Origin of the sequence: Thiobaca trueperi, from assembly GCF_004342175.1 — a bacterium.
Classification (GTDB): Bacteria; Pseudomonadota; Gammaproteobacteria; order Chromatiales; family Chromatiaceae; genus Thiobaca; species Thiobaca trueperi.
Genome location: NZ_SMAO01000006.1, coordinates 88,643 through 106,444, shown reverse-complemented (window position 1 = coordinate 106,444; position 17,802 = coordinate 88,643). Strand labels below are relative to the sequence as shown.

Genomic DNA, 17,802 nt, shown 5'->3' with positions numbered 1-17,802 from the left:
GAATTCATTCGCCCCGACATCCGCGCAACCAACGTGGCGAATGAATTCGCCCCTACATCCTGCTACGGGCCGCCGACGACCAAGAATATTTGAGACAGGATTAACAGGATTTTTAATATGCTGTTTTTAAATCCTGTAAATCCTGTCTAAATTCAAATTCGTCTTTTTCAAACACCACTGATATACAATTACAAAAGTATATCCAGCGCATTCCGAGGCGTCTCATGCAGGTTTCAAAGTGGGGAAACAGTCTGGCGGTGCGGCTGCCGGCTGCCGTCGTGGAGGCGCTCAATCTCAAGGAAGGCGATGACATTGAGATCGACATTGCCGGGGCGCGGGTTTTCGAGATCAAAAAACGTCCCGGGGCGAGTGAGTTGCTGGCCCGGTTGCGTCAGTATCGCGGACGGCTCCCGGCGGATTTCAAATTTGACCGGCTCGCCGCGCATGAGCGCGAATAAGGTCTTTTTCGATACCAATGTGCTTCTTTATCTGCTCTCGGCGGATCACGGCAAGGCGGATCGCACCGAGTCTCTGCTCGCTCGCGGCGGCGTGATCAGTGTGCAGGTGCTCAACGAATTTGCGGCGGTGGCCTCACGCAAACTGGGTCTGTCGTATCTGGAAATTCGCGATGTGCTCGAACCCATCCGCCTGCTTTGCAGGATCGATCCCATGTTGATCGAAACCCATGACAGCGGACTCCGTGTTGCCGAACGCTACGGGTTTTCGCTCTACGATTCGCTGATCGTTGCCGCCGCACTGATCGCCGGTTGCGACACGCTCTATTCGGAAGACATGCAGGACGGCCAGATCATCGACGGCCATCTGGTGATCCGCAATCCCTTCCTCCCTGCATGATCGAAATGACCGACGCTTACAGCCCGAACGAACCGACGAGGGGAACGAATCCAATGCCAGCGCAAGATGACGCCACACTCGACGAAGCGCCGGTCATCCACGCGCGCCGTGATGACCAGGATGAGCCCTTCCTGTCTCAGGCAGAGGACAGCTTGGAAGCGATGCCGGACGCAGACGCCCCGAGCGCACTCGCCGCCGCTGCGCTGATCGATTCCCTGTCCCGGAACAGAGAGGAAGACGCCGCGCCCGAAGAACCGGCTGACTCCCAGGCACCCTCGCCCGAAATGCGTGTGGTGCTCTCGCTCCAGCAGGAAGGCAAACTGACCCCCGGTGATTTCGCCCGCGCCCGGCGTCTGGCTGAAGACGGCGGAGAACCCTTGCTGCCGATGCTGGTGCGTCTGGGGCTGATCTCGGAACGCGACATGGCGCGCACCATGTCCGAAGTCCTGGATCTGCCGCTGGCGGATGCGGCGACCTTTCCCGTCGAGCCGGTCGGCGAAGACCTTTTTACCCTGCGCTTTCTCAAAGACGCCCGCGTGCTGCCCCTGGCCGAAAACGATGAGGAAATCCAGGTTGCCCTAGCCAATCCAATCGACAGCTTTGTCCTGGCTGCGGTGCAGATGGCGGCGGGCAAAGCGGTGCGCGCCTCGGTCGCGGCGCCGACCGAGATCGAGTCCGCCATTGAGCGGCTCTACGAAAAGGTCGAAGAGGCGCCCACTGACACCGATGCCGATTTCGGCGACTTCGATGAGGAAGACATCGAGCATCTCAAGGATCTGGCCAGCGAGGCGCCGGTCATCCGCATGGTCAACCTGCTGATCCAGAAGGCGGTCGAGTCGCGGGCGTCGGATATTCATATCGAACCCTTCGCCGATGTGCTCAAGGTACGTTATCGGGTCGATGGCATTTTGAAAGAGGTCGATGCGCCGCCGGTGCGCTCCACCGCCGCCGTCATCTCGCGCGTCAAGATCATGGCCAAGCTCAATATCGCCGAACGCCGTCTGCCGCAGGACGGGCGTATCCCGATCCGCATCCAGGGCAAGGAACTGGATCTGCGTGTCTCGACCGTGCCCACCATGTTCGGCGAGAGCGTGGTCATGCGTCTGCTCGACAAGGAAAGCGTGCGCTTCGATCTCGATGCGCTCGGCTTCGACGGTACGCCGCGCGAACGGCTGCGGATCATCCTGGAGCAGCCCTACGGCATCCTGCTGGTAACCGGGCCGACCGGTTCGGGCAAGAGCACCACGCTCTATACCGCACTCAGCCGGCTCAACACTGAAGAACGCAAGATCATCACGGTCGAGGATCCGGTCGAGTACCAGCTCCCCGGCATCAACCAGATCCAGGTCAAGTCAGCCATCGGCATGACCTTCGCCGGCGCATTGCGTGCCATCGTCCGCCAGGACCCGGACATCATCATGGTCGGCGAGATGCGTGACCTGGAGACCGCCCGCATCGCGGTGCAGTCGGCGCTGACCGGCCATGTCGTGCTCTCCACCCTGCATACCAACGACGCCGCCAGCGGCGTGACCCGTCTGCTGGACATGGGGGTCGAGGATTATCTGCTGACCTCCACCATCAACGGCATCCTCGCCCAGCGTCTGGTACGCCGGCTCTGTCCCCATTGCCGCGAGTCCTATCACGCCCTGCCCGAACTGGCCGAGCGTTTTGCCAGCATGGCGGGCGGTTCGACACAGATCGATCTGCATCGCGCGGTCGGCTGCGACGAGTGCAACGGCACCGGCTATCGCGGGCGTCTGGTCATTACCGAGGTGCTGCTGATGACGGACTCCATCCGTCAGGCCGTGCTTGCCCACGCCACCGCGACCGAGATTCGTCGGATCGCCGTCACCGAGGGGATGGAAACCATGTATCAGGACGGACTGCGCAAGGCGCTGGATGGCCGCACGACGATTGAGGAAGTGCTGCGTGTCGCTGAGGCGAATTGATGGCGGCTGTCACCGTCTGCTCCCGCGCCATCCCGGCGCGGGAGCAGACCCGTCAGGTTGAGGATTGCCTCAATCCTGCGGTTTGGTCGGGGTCAGTCGCCAGATGTCGCGGTTGTACTCAGAGATGGTGCGATCCGATGAGAAATGTCCGCTGCGAGCGGTGTTGAGGACGCTCATCCGCAGCCAGTGATGGCGGTCGCGATACGCAGCGGCGGCCCGCTCTTGGGCCTCGATATAGCCCCGGAAATCGGCGGCGGTCATCCAGGGATCATGCGGGTTGCGGATCGAGAAGATGACCTGATCGAAGATGCCGCCCTCGAACTGGTTGAAGTGACCCGATTCCAGCAGATTCATGACCTCCCGCAGCGCCGGATCATTGGCGATGAGGCTGTTCGGATCATAGTGCTGACGCAGCGACTCGACCCCGGCGGCGGTCAGGCCGAAGAGGAAGAAATGGTCCTCGCCCACCTGCTCGCGGATCTCGATGTTGGCACCGTCGAGCGTGCCGATGGTGACCGCACCGTTCATCATGAACTTCATGTTGCCGGTGCCCGAAGCCTCCTTGCCGGCGGTCGAGATCTGCTCGGAGAGATCGGTGCCGGGAGCGATGACCTCCATCAGCGAGACCCGATAATCCGGCACGAAGGCGACCCGCAACAGCCCCTCGGTTGCCGGATCGGCGTTGACCACCTGCGCCACCTTGTTGATGAGCCGGATGATCTGCTTGGCCATGACATAGCCGGGCGCGGCCTTGCCACCGATCAGCACCGCACGCGGGGTCCAGTTCGCCGTATCACCGTGCTTGATGCGGTTGTAGAGATGGATGACATGCAGGATGTTGAGCAACTGGCGCTTGTATTCATGGATGCGCTTGACCTGCACATCAAAAATGGCGTCCAGCGGAAACTCGACCTGGCAGATCTGGCTGATCTGCTCGGCCAGGCGGCGCTTGTTGTCCTGCTTGATGGCGTGCCAGCGGTCGCGGAAGGCGGCATCCTCAGCAAAGGGCACAAGTCGTTCGAGCTGACTGAGATCCTTGACCCAGTCGGTGCCGATGGTCTCGTCGAGCAGGTCGCGCAGCCCCGGATTGCACATCGCCAGCCAGCGACGGGGTGTGACGCCATTGGTCTTGTTGTTGAACTTGTTAGGCCAGAGGTCATGGAAATCGCGGAACAGACCGTCGATCAGCAGCTCTGAGTGCAGCGCCGCCACGCCGTTGACCGAAAAACTGCCGACGATGGCCAGCCAGGCCATCCGCACCTGCGGATCGTCGCCTTCTTCGATCAGCGACATGCGCCGCTGGCGATTCGTGTCGCCGGGCCAGCGGGTCGCGACCTCGGCCAGGAAACGGGCGTTGATCTCGAAGATGATCTCCAGGATACGCGGCAGCAGTTGACGGAAGAGCCGCACCGGCCATCGCTCCAACGCCTCGGGCAGGAGCGTGTGATTGGTGTAGGCCATGGTCTGGCGGGTGATGGCCCAGGCCGCGTCCCATTCCAGACCATGCTCGTCCATCAGTTGACGCATCAGTTCGGCGACCGAAACCGCCGGATGGGTATCGTTGAGCTGGAAACAGTTGCGTTCGCCGAAGCGGCTGAAATCGGCGCCATGCAGTCGGATCCAGTCGCGCAGCACGTCTTTGATGCTGGCACTGGCGAGAAAGAACTGCTGCCGCAGCCGCAGTTCCTTACCGTTCTCGCTGGCGTCATTGGGATAGAGCACCATGGTGATGTGCTCGGCGGCATTCTTCTGCGCGACTGATTCAGGATAGCTGCCGGCGTTGAACTCACCGAGATTGAACTCGTCCGTCGCGGCGGCCTTCCACAGACGCAGCGTATTGACGGTGTCGTTGCGATAACCGGGGATGGGAATATCGTAAGGGACAGCCAGGACATCGTGGGTACCCACCCAGCGTGTCTTCGGTCGTCCGGCATGATCGTGATAGGTCTCGGTGTAACCGCCGAAGGGGATGCGCTGGGTGAATTTGGGGCGCTCCAGCTCCCAGGGATTGCCGTTGCGCAGCCAGTGATCCGGTTCTTCCATCTGTTCGCCATTTTCGATCAACTGGCGGAACATGCCGTATTCATAGCGCAGCCCATAACCCCTGACCGGGAGTTGCAGGGTGGCGCAGGAATCGAGAAAGCAGGCGGCAAGCCGACCCAGACCGCCGTTGCCCAGCCCGGCATCGGGTTCGTTGCTGGTGATCTCCTCCAGATCGATGCCCAGGTCATAGAGCCCCTGAGTCGCCGCGTCTTCGATCCCCAGATTGAGCATCGCATTGGATAACGTGCGCCCCATCAGGAATTCGAGCGAGAGATAATAGGTACGTTTGCAGTCCGTTTCGTCATAGGCGCGCCGGGTGCGTTTCCAACGCTCCATGAGACGGTCACGCACGGCCGTCGCCAGCGCCTTGTAAGGATAATAGACCGATAGAGAATCCCGATCCCGGCCGAAGGTATAGGCGTAATAGTGCCGAAAATCCTTCGCCAGACCCTCGGCGTCCAGCGGCAGGGGCGGCAGATCGAAAAATTTATCGTTCGGGCGACTCTTGATGCGATCGTTCAAAGGGGACATGGCTGTGGGATCCTGTATTGGGAGCGTGTGAGCATTGCTCGTTATAGTAGCTGCAAGTGGCTGCGCGAGCGAATGCAGCCAGCCGCCGCGACCAGCCCGCATCGTCAATGACGGCTTGCGAGCAGAGCCGGCAAAGGCGAGCGGTCGTCCCTGTGGTCGCCGCGCAGCCGGGTCAGCAGACGTTCGCGTTCAGTGTCGCTGGCGACCATCAGCGCCGCGAAGGCGGCGCGCCACTGGGCCAGGTATTCACGGTCATGTTCAAGATCGGTATAGGTCATGACCGCCGTGCAATAGTCGGTTGCGCGGAGATAGTCCTTGAATGGACTATCGCTCGGCCCGAGAAGCGGGCCGACCACTTGGCGCGCCCGGTTGGATGGAAGCAGCTTTTTATCAGGCATGCGGATCGTCGTCTGCGGCAGGCGTTTCAGGCCGGGATCAATAATAGAGCATGTTCAGACGCCAGCCACTCACGCTCAGATGCAGACGCGCCATCACGGGCGGCGCATCGGGTGCCCCGATGTGGAGGCGAAAGTCGCGTGGGCCGACAAAAAAACCGCGCGACAGCACCGACCGCAGATCCTGTCCGACCGTCAGTTGAGGGCGCATCTGTGCACGCACCCAGTCGAGCGTGACCAGGGTATCGAGCGCCCTGGTGCCGTGCTGACGAATCCCCGTTTCGAGCCACTGGATGAAGGGGTCGGAGAGTGCGTCGATGGCGCTGTCCTGATCCTTGTTGAGCCGGCGCGCGATCTCGTCGCGGATGGCATCCAGATCCACCAGGGTCGCGAGCGCCGCCTGATCATTGCGGATCAGCGCCCGGTTCAGACTCCAGAGCGTGACAAAAGGTGACAGCCCATACAGCAGGAGCAGCACGATCAGCGAGACGAGCAGCCGTTTCACGGGCAGACGCCGTTCGCCCTGAGCCATGACGATCCGCGCCTGACGCCGCAGGCGTGAAGAGATCCGTATCATGGCCGGTTACTCATCAGACATCGCTCTGGAATTGCTCGATGGCCTCGCTGACCTCGATCCAGGCGTCTTCGGTCGCGGTCAGATCCGCGCCGACCTGACGCTGTTCGGCCAGCAGCGCGAGCAGCCGGGTCTTGCCGTCCGGCTCATAGAGATCGGGTGCGGCCAGCGCCTCTTCGAGCGCCGCGCGTCGTGCAGTGAGCGTCTCCATCCGTTGTTCCAGTTGTTTTTCGCGGTTGCGCAGTGGCTGTAACGCCTTGCGCGATTCGGCGGCCTGACGGCGCTGCTGTCTGCGGTCGCCGCTCTCGCGCGCCGTGTCGCCCTCGTTCGTCTGGCGCGACTCGCGCTCGCTGGCCGCCAGCCAGGCCGGGTAATCGTCCAGATCGCCGTCGAAGGGCCGCACCCCGCCGCCATCGACCAGCAGCAGGGTATCGCTGGTGACGCGCAGCAGATGGCGGTCATGCGAGACCAGCACCAGCGCCCCGTCGAAACCCTGCAACGCCTCGCTGAGTGCGTGACGCATCTCCAGATCCAGATGGTTGGTCGGCTCGTCGAGCAGCAGCAGATTGGGCCGCTGGCGGATGAGCAGCGCGAGCACCAGACGCGCCTTTTCGCCGCCCGACAGCGGCGCGACCGGATCGAGCGCGCGGTCGCCGGCAAAGCCGAAGCCGCCCAGATAACTGCGCAGGGTCTGCTCGGTCGCGCCCGGATCGACCCGGCGCAGATGACCGAGCGGGGTGTCGTCGCGGTGGAGCTGATCCAGTTGATGTTGGGCGAAATAGCCCACGCGCAGATCCTGAGCGCGTTCGCAGCGCCCGGACAGGAGCGACAGATCGCCCGCCAGCACCTTGATCAGGGTCGATTTACCGGCGCCGTTGCGTCCCAGGAGACCGATGCGGTCGCCCGGATCCAGGCTGAGTCTGACCCCGCTGAGAATGGGCCGCTCGCCATAGCCCGCCGCCGCTTCGTCCAGACGCAGCAGCGGATGAGGCAGATTCTCCGCCGACTCGAAGCCGAAACGGAACGGTGAATCGACATGGGCCGGGGCGATCAGCTCCATGCGCTCCAGCGCCTTGAGCCGGCTCTGCGCCTGCCGCGCCTTGCTGGCCTTGGCCCGGAAACGCTCGACGAAGCTGTGCATGTGCGCGATCTCGCGCTGCTGACGGACAAAGGCCGACTGCTGCTGGGCCAGACGCTCGGCGCGCTGGCGCTCGAAGCCGGAATAATTGCCCGCGTAGAGCGTGAGATGCTGATGCTCCAGATGCAGGATATGCGTCGCCACCGCATCCAGAAAATCGCGGTCGTGCGAGATCAGCACCAGGGTTCCCGGATAGGACTTGAGCCAGCCTTCGAGCCAGATGACCGCGTCCAGATCCAGATGGTTCGTCGGCTCGTCGAGCAGCAGCAGATCCGAGCGGCACATGAGGGTGCGCGCCAGCGCCAGACGCATCCGCCAGCCGCCCGAATAGCTGTTGACCGCGCGCCGCTCGTCGCCCGGCGCGAAGCCCAGGCCATGCAGCAGACGCGCGGCGCGGCTCTCAGCATCGTAGCCGCCGATGGACTCGAAGCGACCCAGCAGCTCGCCGTGACGCAGACCGTCACCCGCTGCATCGGCCTCGGCCAGCTCGGCCTGGATCTGGCGCAGCTCGCGGTCGCCATCCAGCACGAATTCAATGGCTGCGCGGTCGGTATCCGGGGTGTGCTGGGCGACATGCGCAATCTCCCAGCCGACCGGGATCGCGACCTCGCCTGCGTCCGCGTGCAGATCGCCGAGCAGCAGCGCAAAGAGGCTCGATTTGCCGCAGCCATTGGCACCGACCAGCCCCGCCTTCTGGCCCGGATAAACGGTGAGCGTGGCCCCCTCCAGCAGGAGGTTGGGACCACGGCGGAAACTCAGGTCTTTCAGTTGCAGCATGTGAACTCGATATAAGGATTTGAATTCAGGCAGGATTGACAGGATTTAAAACAAGCGGTTAAAGAATCCTGTTAAACCGCGCCCAGTGCGACATGCGTAATTTTCAATTTGTGTTTGAGCCTGGGGATTTCACCGACCTCAGTGGGTGTGCGGTTTAAAATTTCATATTTCTTAATATTTTAAACCGCGCAGACTCCGACAATCGTGGGTGCTGCCAAGGTTGATCCAATCCAGAAACATCGCATACCACTCTGGGCGGGGTTTAATCCTGTCGAAAAGATACACATGGATGATTCCCCGATCATTTTGCCCCCGCCGCCCCCCGATCCAGCCGCCGATACCCGATGGCCTCGCTCAGATGGGCGGTGTCGATGGCGTCCGCGCCCTGTAGATCGGCAATGGTGCGGGCGACCTTGAGGATGCGATGGTAGGCGCGTGCGGAGAGCGCAAGCCGGGTCAGCGCCTGCTCCATCAGTTGCCGACCGGCGTGATCCAGGACGCAGTCGCGGTCGATCTCGCTTGGGGTCAGGGCATGGTTCGGCTTGCCGGCGCGGGTCAGTTGTCTGTTGCGCGCGGCGATGACTCGTGCGCGCACGCTGGCGGTGGTCTCGGTCCCCATTGGCAGCGGGCCGCCGAGCTGCGAGACATCCAGTCGCGGCACTTCCACATGCATGTCGATGCGGTCGAGCAGCGGGCCGGAGATGCGCCCCCGATAGCGTCCGATCTGTTCAATGGTGCAGCGACAGCGTCCGCTGCTGTCCCCAAGATAACCGCAGGGACAGGGATTCATCGCGGCAATCAACTGAAAACGCGCCGGAAAGCGCGCCTGTCGTGCCGCGCGTGAAATATCGATATGACCTGACTCCAGCGGTTCGCGCAGGACTTCAAGCACCTTGCGGTCAAACTCGGGCAGTTCGTCGAGAAAGAGCACGCCCTGATGCGCCAGCGAGATCTCACCCGGTCGCGGATTGCTGCCGCCGCCGACCAGCGCCACGGCTGAGGCGGTGTGATGCGGGGCGCGAAAGGGCCGCTCGCGCCAGCGGGCGGGATCGAAGGCGGCGCGGTCGCTGACCGAACGGATCGCCGCCGTCTCCAGCGCCTCGTCTTCGGTCATGGCTGGCAGCAGTCCGGGCAGCCGGTTGGCCAGCATCGACTTGCCGGTGCCGGGCGGGCCGAGCAGGAGCAGCGAATGCCCGCCGCTGGCGGCAATCTCCAGCGCCCGCTTGGCGTGCTCCTGACCGCGCACCTCGGCCAGATCGGGATAATCGGGCTCGATCCGGATGGAATCAGCCGCTATGAAGCCGGACAGTAGACTGGTTCCATTCAGATGCTCGCAGACCTCCAGCAGATGCCCTGCCGGTCGCAGCGACAGACCGCTGACCAGGGCCGCTTCGGCGGCGTTCTCATGCGGCAGGATGAGTTCACGCTCCGCATCGCGTGCGGCGACAGCGGCCGGGAGCACACCCGTGACCGGGCGCAGTTCGCCGGACAGCGCCAGCTCGCCAATGAATTCATAGCGTCCGAGCGTCTCAGCGGGAATCTGTCCCGAGGCGCCGAGAATCCCGAGCGCGATGGGCAGATCGAAACGCCCGCCCTCCTTCGGCAGATCAGCCGGGGCCAGATTGATGGTGAGACGGCCATCGGGAAAACGAAAGCGGCCATTGAGCAGGGCGCCGCGCACCCGGTCCTTGCTTTCCTTCACCGCCAGTTCCGGCAGACCGACCATCGAAAGCGCCGGCAGTCCGCCGGACAGATGGACCTCGACCGTCACCGCCGGGGCATGAATGCCGACGCGGGCGCGGCTGTGAAGAATGCAGAGTGTCAAGTCAGCCGCCGCGCGCTCAGTCAGCCGGTGAGCGGGCGATGGCGAGCGCCTGCTCCAGGGCGCTCACCTGCTTCTCCAGCGCGGCGACTTTCTCGCGGGTGCGCGCCAGCACAGCGGACTGGACATCGAATTCCTCGCGGGTCACCAGGTCCAGCCGACCCAGACCTGCTTCGAGCGAGGCGCGAAGATTGCGGTTGATGTCTTCCTGCAACACCTGGATGCCTTTTGGCATCGCCGATGACAGCCGCTGAACCAGATCGTCGAATTGTTTGGGATCCAACATGGGTGAATATCTCCGTGTGCGGGGTCGTGGGCGACCCGTGGCTGAACCAATCCGTCTCCGTCTGCACGCCCTGACGATCCGGGCACGGCGAAAGCGACGCTAAACCCTGAAAAGAGCGGTTCAAACTGCCGGATTGAGGGTGAAGCGACATTATAGGGATGCCGGGTTGCGGCGTCTGCGTTGTCGAGCGACCTCTTTTGGTGCGGGCGGGCGAGACAAAGGCCGCCAACGCACCAACTTGACGCAATGCACTGTTGTGTATTTGGCACATGACGCCGAAAAACGTCTGTTTTCCGCTATTGATCAATTCTGGCATGTTGCCTGCTTAAAGCCACCGTACATCGCGCTCGTTAACCGGCATTCTCCAGGCGCCGGTTGGCTCCGCGTGCATCGCACTCAACGAAGCCTGGACAGTCATCCCTATAGAGGCATAAACGCCATGACAGCACCACGTATCGCCACGCTCGCCCTGAGCGCCCTGACCCTGGGTATGCTCCAGACCGCCAGCGCCGAGAGTCCGCATTCCTTCAGCGCCAATATCGGCGCGGTCAGCAATTACATGTGGCGTGGCGTCTCTCAGACTCAGGATGGCCCGGCGGTGCAGGGCGGACTGGATTACTCGCATGCCAGCGGTTTCTACGCCGGAACCTGGGCCTCCAACATCGATCTCAACAACGAAGGCGCCAGCCAGGAAGTCATCATTCCGCTCGATCCGGCGACCGGCCTGCCCGCCACCGACGCCAACGGCAACTGGATCGGCTATACCGGCGGCTCCAGCAATCCGAATTCGCCTACCTATGAGCTGGATCTCTACACCGGCTTCGGCGGCAAGATCAACGACGATCTGAAATGGGATCTGAACGCCATTTACTACGCCTACCCCGATGGCCGCGATTCCAACTTCGCCGAAATCGGCGGCAAACTGACCTACAAATGGTTGACCGCCGGCCTGGCCTACACCGTCTATGGCGAAAACGACGAGGGTTTGTACGACAACGGCGACCTCTATTACTTCGGTGCGCTCGATTTCAGCCTGCCCTATGAATTCGCCTTCAATGTCCACGGCGGCTATTACAGCTTCACCAACAGCAACGGCGACAGCTACGGCAACTGGGGCGCAACCGTCAGCCGCGCCATCGGCGACTATGGCACGGTGAGCTTCAACTACGACCAGAACGGCGGCAACGACTCGGTCTACGAGACCGATCCCATCTTCTGGGCCGGCTGGAAAAAAACCTTCTAATCCACCATCACGGCCACGCGACTGGCCATCATCGGGAGCTTATACGCCATGAAATTGGTTGCAGCCGTCATCAAACCCTTCAAGCTCGACGACGTGCGCGAAGCATTGGGAGACATCGGCGTCTCCGGCATCACCGTCACCGAGGTCAAAGGCTTCGGACGCCAGAAAGGCCATACCGAACTCTATCGCGGCGCCGAATACGTCGTGGATTTTCTGCCCAAGATCAAGGTCGAGATCGCAGTCGATGATGAACTCGTCGAGAAGGTGATCGAGGCCATCAGCGCCGCCGCCCGCACCGGCAAGATCGGCGACGGCAAGATCTTTGTCTACGAACTCAATCATGTCACCCGCATTCGGACCGGCGAGACCGGGCCGGATGCGCTCTGACCGCCGCTCCAGGAGACCATCATGATGAAACTGGATCCCAAACGGCTTGCCATCCCGGCCCTGACCGGGCTGCTGGCGCTGGCGCCCGCCCTGGCGCTGGCCGAAGAGACACCGACCCTGAATAGCGGCGATACGGCCTGGATGCTGACCGCCACCGCGCTGGTGCTCTTCATGACCATCCCCGGTCTGGCGCTGTTCTATGGCGGCATGGTGCGTTCCAAGAACGTACTGTCGGTGTTGATGCAGTGTTTCGCCATCACCGCCCTGATGAGCGTGCTGTGGGTGCTCTATGGCTACAGTCTGGCCTTCTCGACCAGCGGCATGGAGCAGGGCGCAATCAATCTCAACTCCTTCATCGGCGGACTCGACAAGGTTCTGTTCGGCGGCGTGACCCGCGAGAGCCTGACGGCGGCGATCCCCGAAACGGTCTTCGCCACCTTCCAGATGACCTTTGCCATCATCACCCCGGCGCTCATCGTCGGTGCCTTCGCCGAGCGCATGAAGTTCTCGGCCATGCTGTGGTTCATGGCGATCTGGTTCACGGTGGTCTATGCGCCAATCGCACACATGGTCTGGAGCGGCGACGGCGCACTGATGTGGGATTGGGGTGTGCTCGACTTCGCTGGCGGCACCGTGGTGCATATCAACGCCGGTATCGCGGGTCTGGTCGCGGCGCTGGTGCTCGGCAAGCGCAAAGGCTATCCGACCACCGCCATGCCGCCGCACAACCTGGGCTATACCGTCATCGGCGCCTCCATGCTGTGGGTCGGCTGGTTCGGTTTCAACGCCGGTAGCGCCGTCGCGGCCAACGAGAGCGCGGGTATGGCGATGCTGGTGACGCAGATCGCGACCGCTACGGCGGCGCTGGCCTGGATGTTCTCGGAATGGCTGACGCACGGCAAACCGAGCGTGCTGGGCATCGCCTCGGGCGCTGTGGCCGGTCTGGTCGCCATCACCCCGGCCTCCGGAACCGCCGGTCCGCTCGGTGCGCTGGCGATCGGCGCGGCCTCGGGCATCATCTGCTTCCTTGCTTCGACCAAGCTCAAGCGCGCCTTGCGTTATGACGACTCGCTGGATGTCTTCGGCGTCCATGCGGTGGGCGGCATCGTCGGCGCACTGCTGACCGGCATCTTCGCTGCTGCCAGCCTGGGCGGCGCCGGTCTGGCTGAAGGCATGACCATCCCCGGCCAGTTCTGGGTGCAGACCAAGGGCGTGCTGGTCACGATCGTCTACACCGGCGTGATGAGCTTCATCATCCTCAAGCTGGTCGATATGACCATCGGTCTGCGTGTGACCGAAGAGCAGGAGACCGAAGGTCTCGACCTCTCGCAGCACGACGAACGCGGCTACATCATCTGATCACCCGCTGACACGATCAGGGTTTCCTGATCGTTATTTTTGAGCGGACCCCTCACCGGGTCCGCTTTTTTTTTGCCCCGCCAATCCGCGCCGTCCCAGGCGCCATGCAAATGAATTCAGTTTTCCACCGCCAGACCGCGCCGGACGAACTCGGGCTGCGCCAGGGCGGCACGGTGGATTCCGGCGTTGTAATACTGAGTCTCGAAGGGTTTGCACTCGGCGTCACCGGCCCGGAAATCCGCAAGCGCCACGCCTTTGCCGGCCATGGTTGCGCTCCACCAGCCGGACGGATAGATGGGCTGCGGAAAGCAGAGCGTGCGGGTATCGGTGAAATCAGCGCAACGCATGGCTTCGTGCATCTCACGCAGAATCTGCATGTGATAGAGGGGCGATTCGCTCTGCTGGATCAGGATTCCGCCGTCCCCCAGCGCACGCCAGCAGTCGGCATAGAAGGCGCTGGTGAAGAGCCCGACCGCCGGTCCCACCGGGTCAGTGCTGTCAACGATGATGAGATCCAGCGTGCCGGGAGCGGTCTCCTGGATCCAGCGCACACCGTCCTCAAACAGCAGTTGCGCACGCGGATCGTCGTTGGAGGCAGTGAGTTCGGGGAAATACTGCTCGGCGAGCCGGGTGACGCGCTCGTCGATATCGATCTGCACCGCAGACTCGACGCCGGGATGCTTGAGCACCTCGCGCAGGGTGCCGCAATCGCCGCCGCCGATGATGCAGACCCGACGCGGCGCGGCGTGGGTAAAGAGCGCCGGATGCGACATCATTTCGTGATAGAGAAAGTTATCGCGGGTCGAAAGCATGGTGCAGCCATCGATCACCATGAGATTGCCGAAACCCTCAGTGGCATAGAGCTCGATGAACTGAAAAGGCGTCTGCTCCGCATGGAGCCTTTCGCGGATTTTCAGCGAAAAGGCGCTGCCGTCACTTGCGACGACTTCGGAGAACCAGAGATTGGGGTCGAGCATGGCGGATCATCCTTACGTAAAGAATTTGGGCCGCCATTATGGGGAGTCGAACGCGCGGGTCACAAGTGACGGATTCGTGAAGGAGAGCGGCGCGCCGTTTCGCGGCCTGCCGCCGCCGCACTACAAGGCCCGCACCAGATCCAGAACCTGGGTCGCGTGACCTTTGGGTTTGACATCATAGAGCGCGTGACGGATCACGCCCTCTTTATCGATGATGAAGGTGGCGCGCACCATCCCCATGCGCTTTTCGCCGTGGGCCTCTTTTTCACGCCAGACCCGATAGGCCTCGCACGCCTCACCATCGATATCCGCCAGCAGATGCATGGTCAGACCGTATTTGTCACGGAAGGCGCCGTGGCTGATGCAGGTATCGCGGCTGATACCGATGACCTCGGTCTCAGCGGCGTCGAACTCACCCTGCAGATCCGTGAACTCCAGCGCCTCCAGGGTGCAGCCAGGGGTATCGTCCTTGGGATAGAAATAGATGACCGCATGACGGCGGCCAATCAGATCCGCAAGACTGACCCGCTCCATGTCCGCATTGGGGAGCGAAAAAAGCGGGGCCGGATCGCCTGATTGCAGCATTGCGGAATGCTCCGATGGTGGGGGTGTCGAGCACGAATGTAGGCGCCGCTGATCGGGTCGTCAACTGGCCTGCCCGATCGAGGGGTCAGGGGTGTCGGCACCGGCATCCGGGCCATGATCCGTCATGCCGGGTGATCCAGGCCGCTCCTGCGCCCGAAACTCCTGGGTCAGCGCGTTCAGCGAGTCGGACAGATCGATCATTTCCTCGCTGATGTCAGTAATCTCGCGCACCGACCGGGCGTTTTGGGCGCTGGCCTGGGAAATATCGCGCAGCGCGGCCACCACCTGACCGCTGGCCGTCTGCTGCTGGCGGGTCGAGAGCGAAATCTGCCGGGCGGCGGTGCTGGTCTGGCTGGCGGCACCCACCAGCGCATGCAGATCATCAGCCGTCAGCGAACTGACCTGCATGCTCGCCTGAATCGCGTTTGCCCCCTTCTCGGAGGTCGTCACCAGACGCCCGACGGTCTCCTGAATATCCTGAATGCGGTCCTCGATTTCACGGGCGGAGGTCGTGACGCTGTCGGCCAGACGCCGGATCTCGTCGGCGACCACCGAAAATCGCCGCCCGAATTCACCGGCGCTGGCAGCCTCCAGCGCGGCATTGAAGGCGATCAGTCTGGTCTGATCGGCGAGGGTTTGGATGAAATCCATCACCTTGCCGATCTGCTGGGATCTGGCGCTCAATTCAGAGATGTCCTGGAGATTCTGCGCCGTATCCCGATGAATCTCGGCCATGCCCTGTAGAAGCTGCTGCATGGCCGCTTCACCCTTTTGACCATGATTCAGCGTCAGACTGGCCGCATCCGCCACCGACTGGGAATGCTCGGCAATCTGACTGGACGCGCCCGAAAGCTCCTCCATGGTCGTCGTGATCTCGACCACGGCAGCCGACATCTGCTCCACCGCCGCCGCCATCGAGTAGTTGGACGACGGAGACAGAAGCTGGCGGCGACTGACCAGACCGGCGGTCTGCGCCAGACGGCTGGCCGATTCGGCGAGCCGTTCGGAACCGCTGACAATCTCCTGGATGGTGCTTGACAAACGCTCCAGCAGACGATTGGTCTGTTGCGCCAGATCGCCCAGTTCGGACTGATCGTTGGTGTGCAGACGCTGCGACAGATCCAGGGTCTGGGTGATGTGTTTGAGCTGCTGCTGAAAGCGCACGAGCGGACGACTCAGCGAAACCGTCAGCGGATAGAGCAGCAGCAGACTCAGCGCCAGCAGCAGGACGCCAATCAGGAGCGACTGACCAAGCTGCCGCGCGATGGGATCCAGAAACTCCGCACGCGGCACCTCCACCACCAGATAACGCTGCAAATCGGCGATCCAGATCACACCGACCAGGAGATCCTGACCGGCATGCCGGATCTCGCCCACGCGCACCTGGTCGCGATCCAGGAGCGCGCGTAATTCGGGCGTGGCGCCCAGATCCTGAATCAGCACCTCCCCGCCGCGCACCTCAAGCAGCCCCTCCCGATTCGCCAGCGACGCCCGCCCGGTGTCGCCCAGACGGTAGGCGCCGATCATCTCGGCCAGATAACGCATGTCCAGTCCGACCCCGGCGACGCTGAAGGGCGTACCCGCCGCGTTGCGTATCGGGCTGCTGTAGTTCACATAGACTTGCAGCGCGTCGCTGAAACTATCGGTATCCAGATTCAGTTCATAGGGCGCACCGGTCGCCAGATAATTGAAATACCAGGCGTCATCCGCATGGTCGCGGTCCATCAAACGATGCTTCAGAACGCCGTCCAGGTAATGGTGATAAACCATCCGCTGTCCGTCGCTCGCGGCCAGAAAGACGCTGCCGGCATTCAACAGGGCATGCACCCTGGACATTTCGGCCTCGATCAGCGGCAGATCCGCTTCCGGCATCCCGGCCTGGATCCAGCGTTCGATGAAGGGGCTGGCGGCCAGGCTGCGCGATGCCTGAATGCTCGGCGCCAGACGCAGGGCGATCTCCGCGCGCAGACGCTCCAGTTGGGTGGGCAACTCCTGCTGCAACAGATCCTCTACCCGGCTTTGGGAGTAAAAACCCGATTGCAGCGAGAGTGAGACAAGCATGGTTCCGGCCAGCAGCACACCGAACGAAACGAACAGACGCCAACGGAGCGACGAGCGATGCCAGAACGAGCGCATGGGAGTTCAGCCTTCAGATGTGTTCATGACCCAGTCAACCCAAATCGCGGCCCGGCGTCAAGGTTTGACAGGAGCGGATTGGATTTCTAGGATCGCCCGACCTGTCTCCCATCCATCGATTCGCTTTCATCATGCCCCGACTCTCACTGCTGCACTGGCTCGCGCTTGCCGCCTTTCTGTTTTTCTACGGCTTCACCGTCTTTGCGCTGACCCGCGATTATTATCTGCGTCATCCGGCGCAGCCTGTGACGGCCCCGAGCGTCAGCCAGGGCGCAGCGCCCCAGCGCGCGCCCTCCCCCATCGATACCAGCGTCATCCCGGACACCATCGTCGAAACCAATCCGGAACTGCTGCACCAGCGCGCCGATGATCTCTTTCAGCAGCAGCGTTACGCCGAAGCGGCGCAGATCTATCGGCGACTGATCGAGCTGAACCCCGACGACGCCGAGGTGCACAACAATCTGGGACTGGCGCTGCATTACAGCGGCGATAACGCCGGGGCCATCGCGAGCTTGAAGAACGCCGTCGCCAAGGGGCCGGCGCTGCAACGCCCCTGGCTGACGCTCGGTTTCATCAATCTCCAGTCGGGGAATCCGGACGAGGCCAGATCCGCACTGGAAAAGGCCCGCGACCTGGATCCCGCCAGCGACATCGGCAAAGAGGCAACGCGGCTGCTGGAGGTGCTCGCCAAACGCTGAGGTCATGCCGTCGGCAGCCAGTTCAACAGGGTCTGATACAGCATCAC

General features: G+C 62.4%; 16 protein-coding genes. 7 read left to right on the top strand and 9 right to left on the bottom strand.

The features are described 5' to 3' along the window. Positions 1 to 224: 224 nt before the first annotated feature. The 3 genes from EDC35_RS12470 to gspE are packed head-to-tail and all read left to right on the top strand — an operon-like array spanning position 225 to position 2,804. Positions 225 to 458, top strand: a complete 234-nt coding sequence (locus EDC35_RS12470; protein WP_132977579.1) for an AbrB/MazE/SpoVT family DNA-binding domain-containing protein — start codon at positions 225 to 227, stop codon at positions 456 to 458. Next, positions 445 to 855, top strand: a complete 411-nt coding sequence (locus EDC35_RS12465; protein WP_132977578.1) for a PIN domain-containing protein — start codon at positions 445 to 447, stop codon at positions 853 to 855. Before EDC35_RS12470 ends, EDC35_RS12465 begins: the two co-directional genes overlap by 14 nt. A 53-nt stretch (positions 856 to 908) precedes the next feature. After that, positions 909 to 2,804: a type II secretion system ATPase GspE gene (gene gspE / locus EDC35_RS12460; protein WP_207896208.1), complete on the top strand. Its 1,896-nt coding sequence runs from the start codon at positions 909 to 911 to the stop codon at positions 2,802 to 2,804. A gap of 69 nt (positions 2,805 to 2,873) precedes the next feature. Here gspE and EDC35_RS12455 read toward each other — a convergent pair whose 3' ends face one another. The 6 genes from EDC35_RS12455 to ubiK all read right to left on the bottom strand — a co-directional run bounded on the left by EDC35_RS12455 (position 2,874) and on the right by ubiK (position 10,370). Beyond that, on the bottom strand, positions 2,874 to 5,378 hold the full coding sequence (locus tag EDC35_RS12455) for a glycogen/starch/alpha-glucan phosphorylase (protein ID WP_132977577.1): 2,505 nt from the start codon (positions 5,376 to 5,378) through the stop codon (positions 2,874 to 2,876). A gap of 104 nt (positions 5,379 to 5,482) precedes the next feature. Continuing rightward, the gene (locus tag EDC35_RS12450) at positions 5,483 to 5,776 is read right to left on the bottom strand and encodes a hypothetical protein (RefSeq protein WP_132977576.1); all 294 of its coding nucleotides are present in this window, start codon (positions 5,774 to 5,776) and stop codon (positions 5,483 to 5,485) included. Between the two features lie 37 nt (positions 5,777 to 5,813). Continuing rightward, positions 5,814 to 6,350, bottom strand: a complete 537-nt coding sequence (locus EDC35_RS12445; RefSeq protein ID WP_132977575.1) for a DUF2939 domain-containing protein — start codon at positions 6,348 to 6,350, stop codon at positions 5,814 to 5,816. A 13-nt stretch (positions 6,351 to 6,363) separates the two neighbouring features. Continuing rightward, positions 6,364 to 8,262, bottom strand: a complete 1,899-nt coding sequence (locus tag EDC35_RS12440; RefSeq protein WP_132977574.1) for an ATP-binding cassette domain-containing protein — start codon at positions 8,260 to 8,262, stop codon at positions 6,364 to 6,366. A gap of 301 nt (positions 8,263 to 8,563) precedes the next feature. Then, positions 8,564 to 10,087 (bottom strand): YifB family Mg chelatase-like AAA ATPase, encoded by a 1,524-nt coding sequence (locus EDC35_RS12435; RefSeq protein WP_132977573.1) that lies wholly within the window; start codon positions 10,085 to 10,087, stop codon positions 8,564 to 8,566. A 16-nt stretch (positions 10,088 to 10,103) separates the two neighbouring features. Then, positions 10,104 to 10,370: a ubiquinone biosynthesis accessory factor UbiK gene (gene ubiK, locus EDC35_RS12430; RefSeq protein WP_132977572.1), complete on the bottom strand. Its 267-nt coding sequence runs from the start codon at positions 10,368 to 10,370 to the stop codon at positions 10,104 to 10,106. A 439-nt stretch (positions 10,371 to 10,809) separates the two neighbouring features. Here ubiK and EDC35_RS12425 point away from each other — a divergent pair, with 439 nt between their 5' ends. From EDC35_RS12425 to EDC35_RS12415, 3 genes are read left to right on the top strand one after another with little or no spacing between them, the layout of a single operon-like run. Continuing rightward, a complete protein-coding gene (locus tag EDC35_RS12425; protein ID WP_132977571.1) occupies positions 10,810 to 11,613 on the top strand; it encodes a TorF family putative porin in 804 nt (267 codons plus the stop codon). 48 nt (positions 11,614 to 11,661) lie between these two features. Next, the gene (locus EDC35_RS12420; RefSeq protein WP_132977570.1) at positions 11,662 to 12,000 is read left to right on the top strand and encodes a P-II family nitrogen regulator; all 339 of its coding nucleotides are present in this window, start codon (positions 11,662 to 11,664) and stop codon (positions 11,998 to 12,000) included. 21 nt (positions 12,001 to 12,021) lie between these two features. Further along, positions 12,022 to 13,359 carry an ammonium transporter gene (locus tag EDC35_RS12415; RefSeq protein ID WP_207896206.1) on the top strand — a complete coding sequence of 446 codons (1,338 nt, stop codon included), beginning with the start codon at positions 12,022 to 12,024 and terminating at the stop codon, positions 13,357 to 13,359. A 116-nt stretch (positions 13,360 to 13,475) separates the two neighbouring features. On the opposite strand, the gene speE is transcribed toward EDC35_RS12415, so the two are convergent. From speE to EDC35_RS12400, 3 genes are all read right to left on the bottom strand, one after another. Next, positions 13,476 to 14,336, bottom strand: a complete 861-nt coding sequence (gene speE, locus EDC35_RS12410) for a polyamine aminopropyltransferase (protein WP_132977569.1) — start codon at positions 14,334 to 14,336, stop codon at positions 13,476 to 13,478. 120 nt (positions 14,337 to 14,456) lie between these two features. Next, a complete protein-coding gene (locus tag EDC35_RS12405; RefSeq protein WP_132977568.1) occupies positions 14,457 to 14,921 on the bottom strand; it encodes a peroxiredoxin in 465 nt (154 codons plus the stop codon). A gap of 60 nt (positions 14,922 to 14,981) precedes the next feature. Continuing rightward, positions 14,982 to 17,057, bottom strand: a complete 2,076-nt coding sequence (locus EDC35_RS12400) for a methyl-accepting chemotaxis protein (RefSeq protein ID WP_207896204.1) — start codon at positions 17,055 to 17,057, stop codon at positions 14,982 to 14,984. Positions 17,058 to 17,188: 131 nt separating this feature from the next. Between EDC35_RS12400 and EDC35_RS12395 the strand changes: the two genes are divergently transcribed. Further along, positions 17,189 to 17,755 carry a tetratricopeptide repeat protein gene (locus EDC35_RS12395; RefSeq protein ID WP_132977567.1) on the top strand — a complete coding sequence of 189 codons (567 nt, stop codon included), beginning with the start codon at positions 17,189 to 17,191 and terminating at the stop codon, positions 17,753 to 17,755. The last annotated feature ends 47 nt before the right edge of the window (positions 17,756 to 17,802 follow it).

Coding starts and splice junctions, on each gene's coding strand:
- EDC35_RS12470 (WP_132977579.1), top strand. CDS start 225: ATGCAGGTTTCAAAGTGGGGAAACAGTCTGGCGGTGCGGCTGCCGGCT.
- EDC35_RS12465 (WP_132977578.1), top strand. CDS start 445: ATGAGCGCGAATAAGGTCTTTTTCGATACCAATGTGCTTCTTTATCTG.
- gspE (WP_207896208.1), top strand. CDS start 909: ATGCCAGCGCAAGATGACGCCACACTCGACGAAGCGCCGGTCATCCAC.
- EDC35_RS12455 (WP_132977577.1), bottom strand. CDS start 5,378: ATGTCCCCTTTGAACGATCGCATCAAGAGTCGCCCGAACGATAAATTT.
- EDC35_RS12450 (WP_132977576.1), bottom strand. CDS start 5,776: ATGCCTGATAAAAAGCTGCTTCCATCCAACCGGGCGCGCCAAGTGGTC.
- EDC35_RS12445 (WP_132977575.1), bottom strand. CDS start 6,350: ATGATACGGATCTCTTCACGCCTGCGGCGTCAGGCGCGGATCGTCATG.
- EDC35_RS12440 (WP_132977574.1), bottom strand. CDS start 8,262: ATGCTGCAACTGAAAGACCTGAGTTTCCGCCGTGGTCCCAACCTCCTG.
- ubiK (WP_132977572.1), bottom strand. CDS start 10,370: ATGTTGGATCCCAAACAATTCGACGATCTGGTTCAGCGGCTGTCATCG.
- EDC35_RS12425 (WP_132977571.1), top strand. CDS start 10,810: ATGACAGCACCACGTATCGCCACGCTCGCCCTGAGCGCCCTGACCCTG.
- EDC35_RS12420 (WP_132977570.1), top strand. CDS start 11,662: ATGAAATTGGTTGCAGCCGTCATCAAACCCTTCAAGCTCGACGACGTG.
- EDC35_RS12415 (WP_207896206.1), top strand. CDS start 12,022: ATGATGAAACTGGATCCCAAACGGCTTGCCATCCCGGCCCTGACCGGG.
- speE (WP_132977569.1), bottom strand. CDS start 14,336: ATGCTCGACCCCAATCTCTGGTTCTCCGAAGTCGTCGCAAGTGACGGC.
- EDC35_RS12405 (WP_132977568.1), bottom strand. CDS start 14,921: ATGCTGCAATCAGGCGATCCGGCCCCGCTTTTTTCGCTCCCCAATGCG.
- EDC35_RS12400 (WP_207896204.1), bottom strand. CDS start 17,057: ATGCGCTCGTTCTGGCATCGCTCGTCGCTCCGTTGGCGTCTGTTCGTT.
- EDC35_RS12395 (WP_132977567.1), top strand. CDS start 17,189: ATGCCCCGACTCTCACTGCTGCACTGGCTCGCGCTTGCCGCCTTTCTG.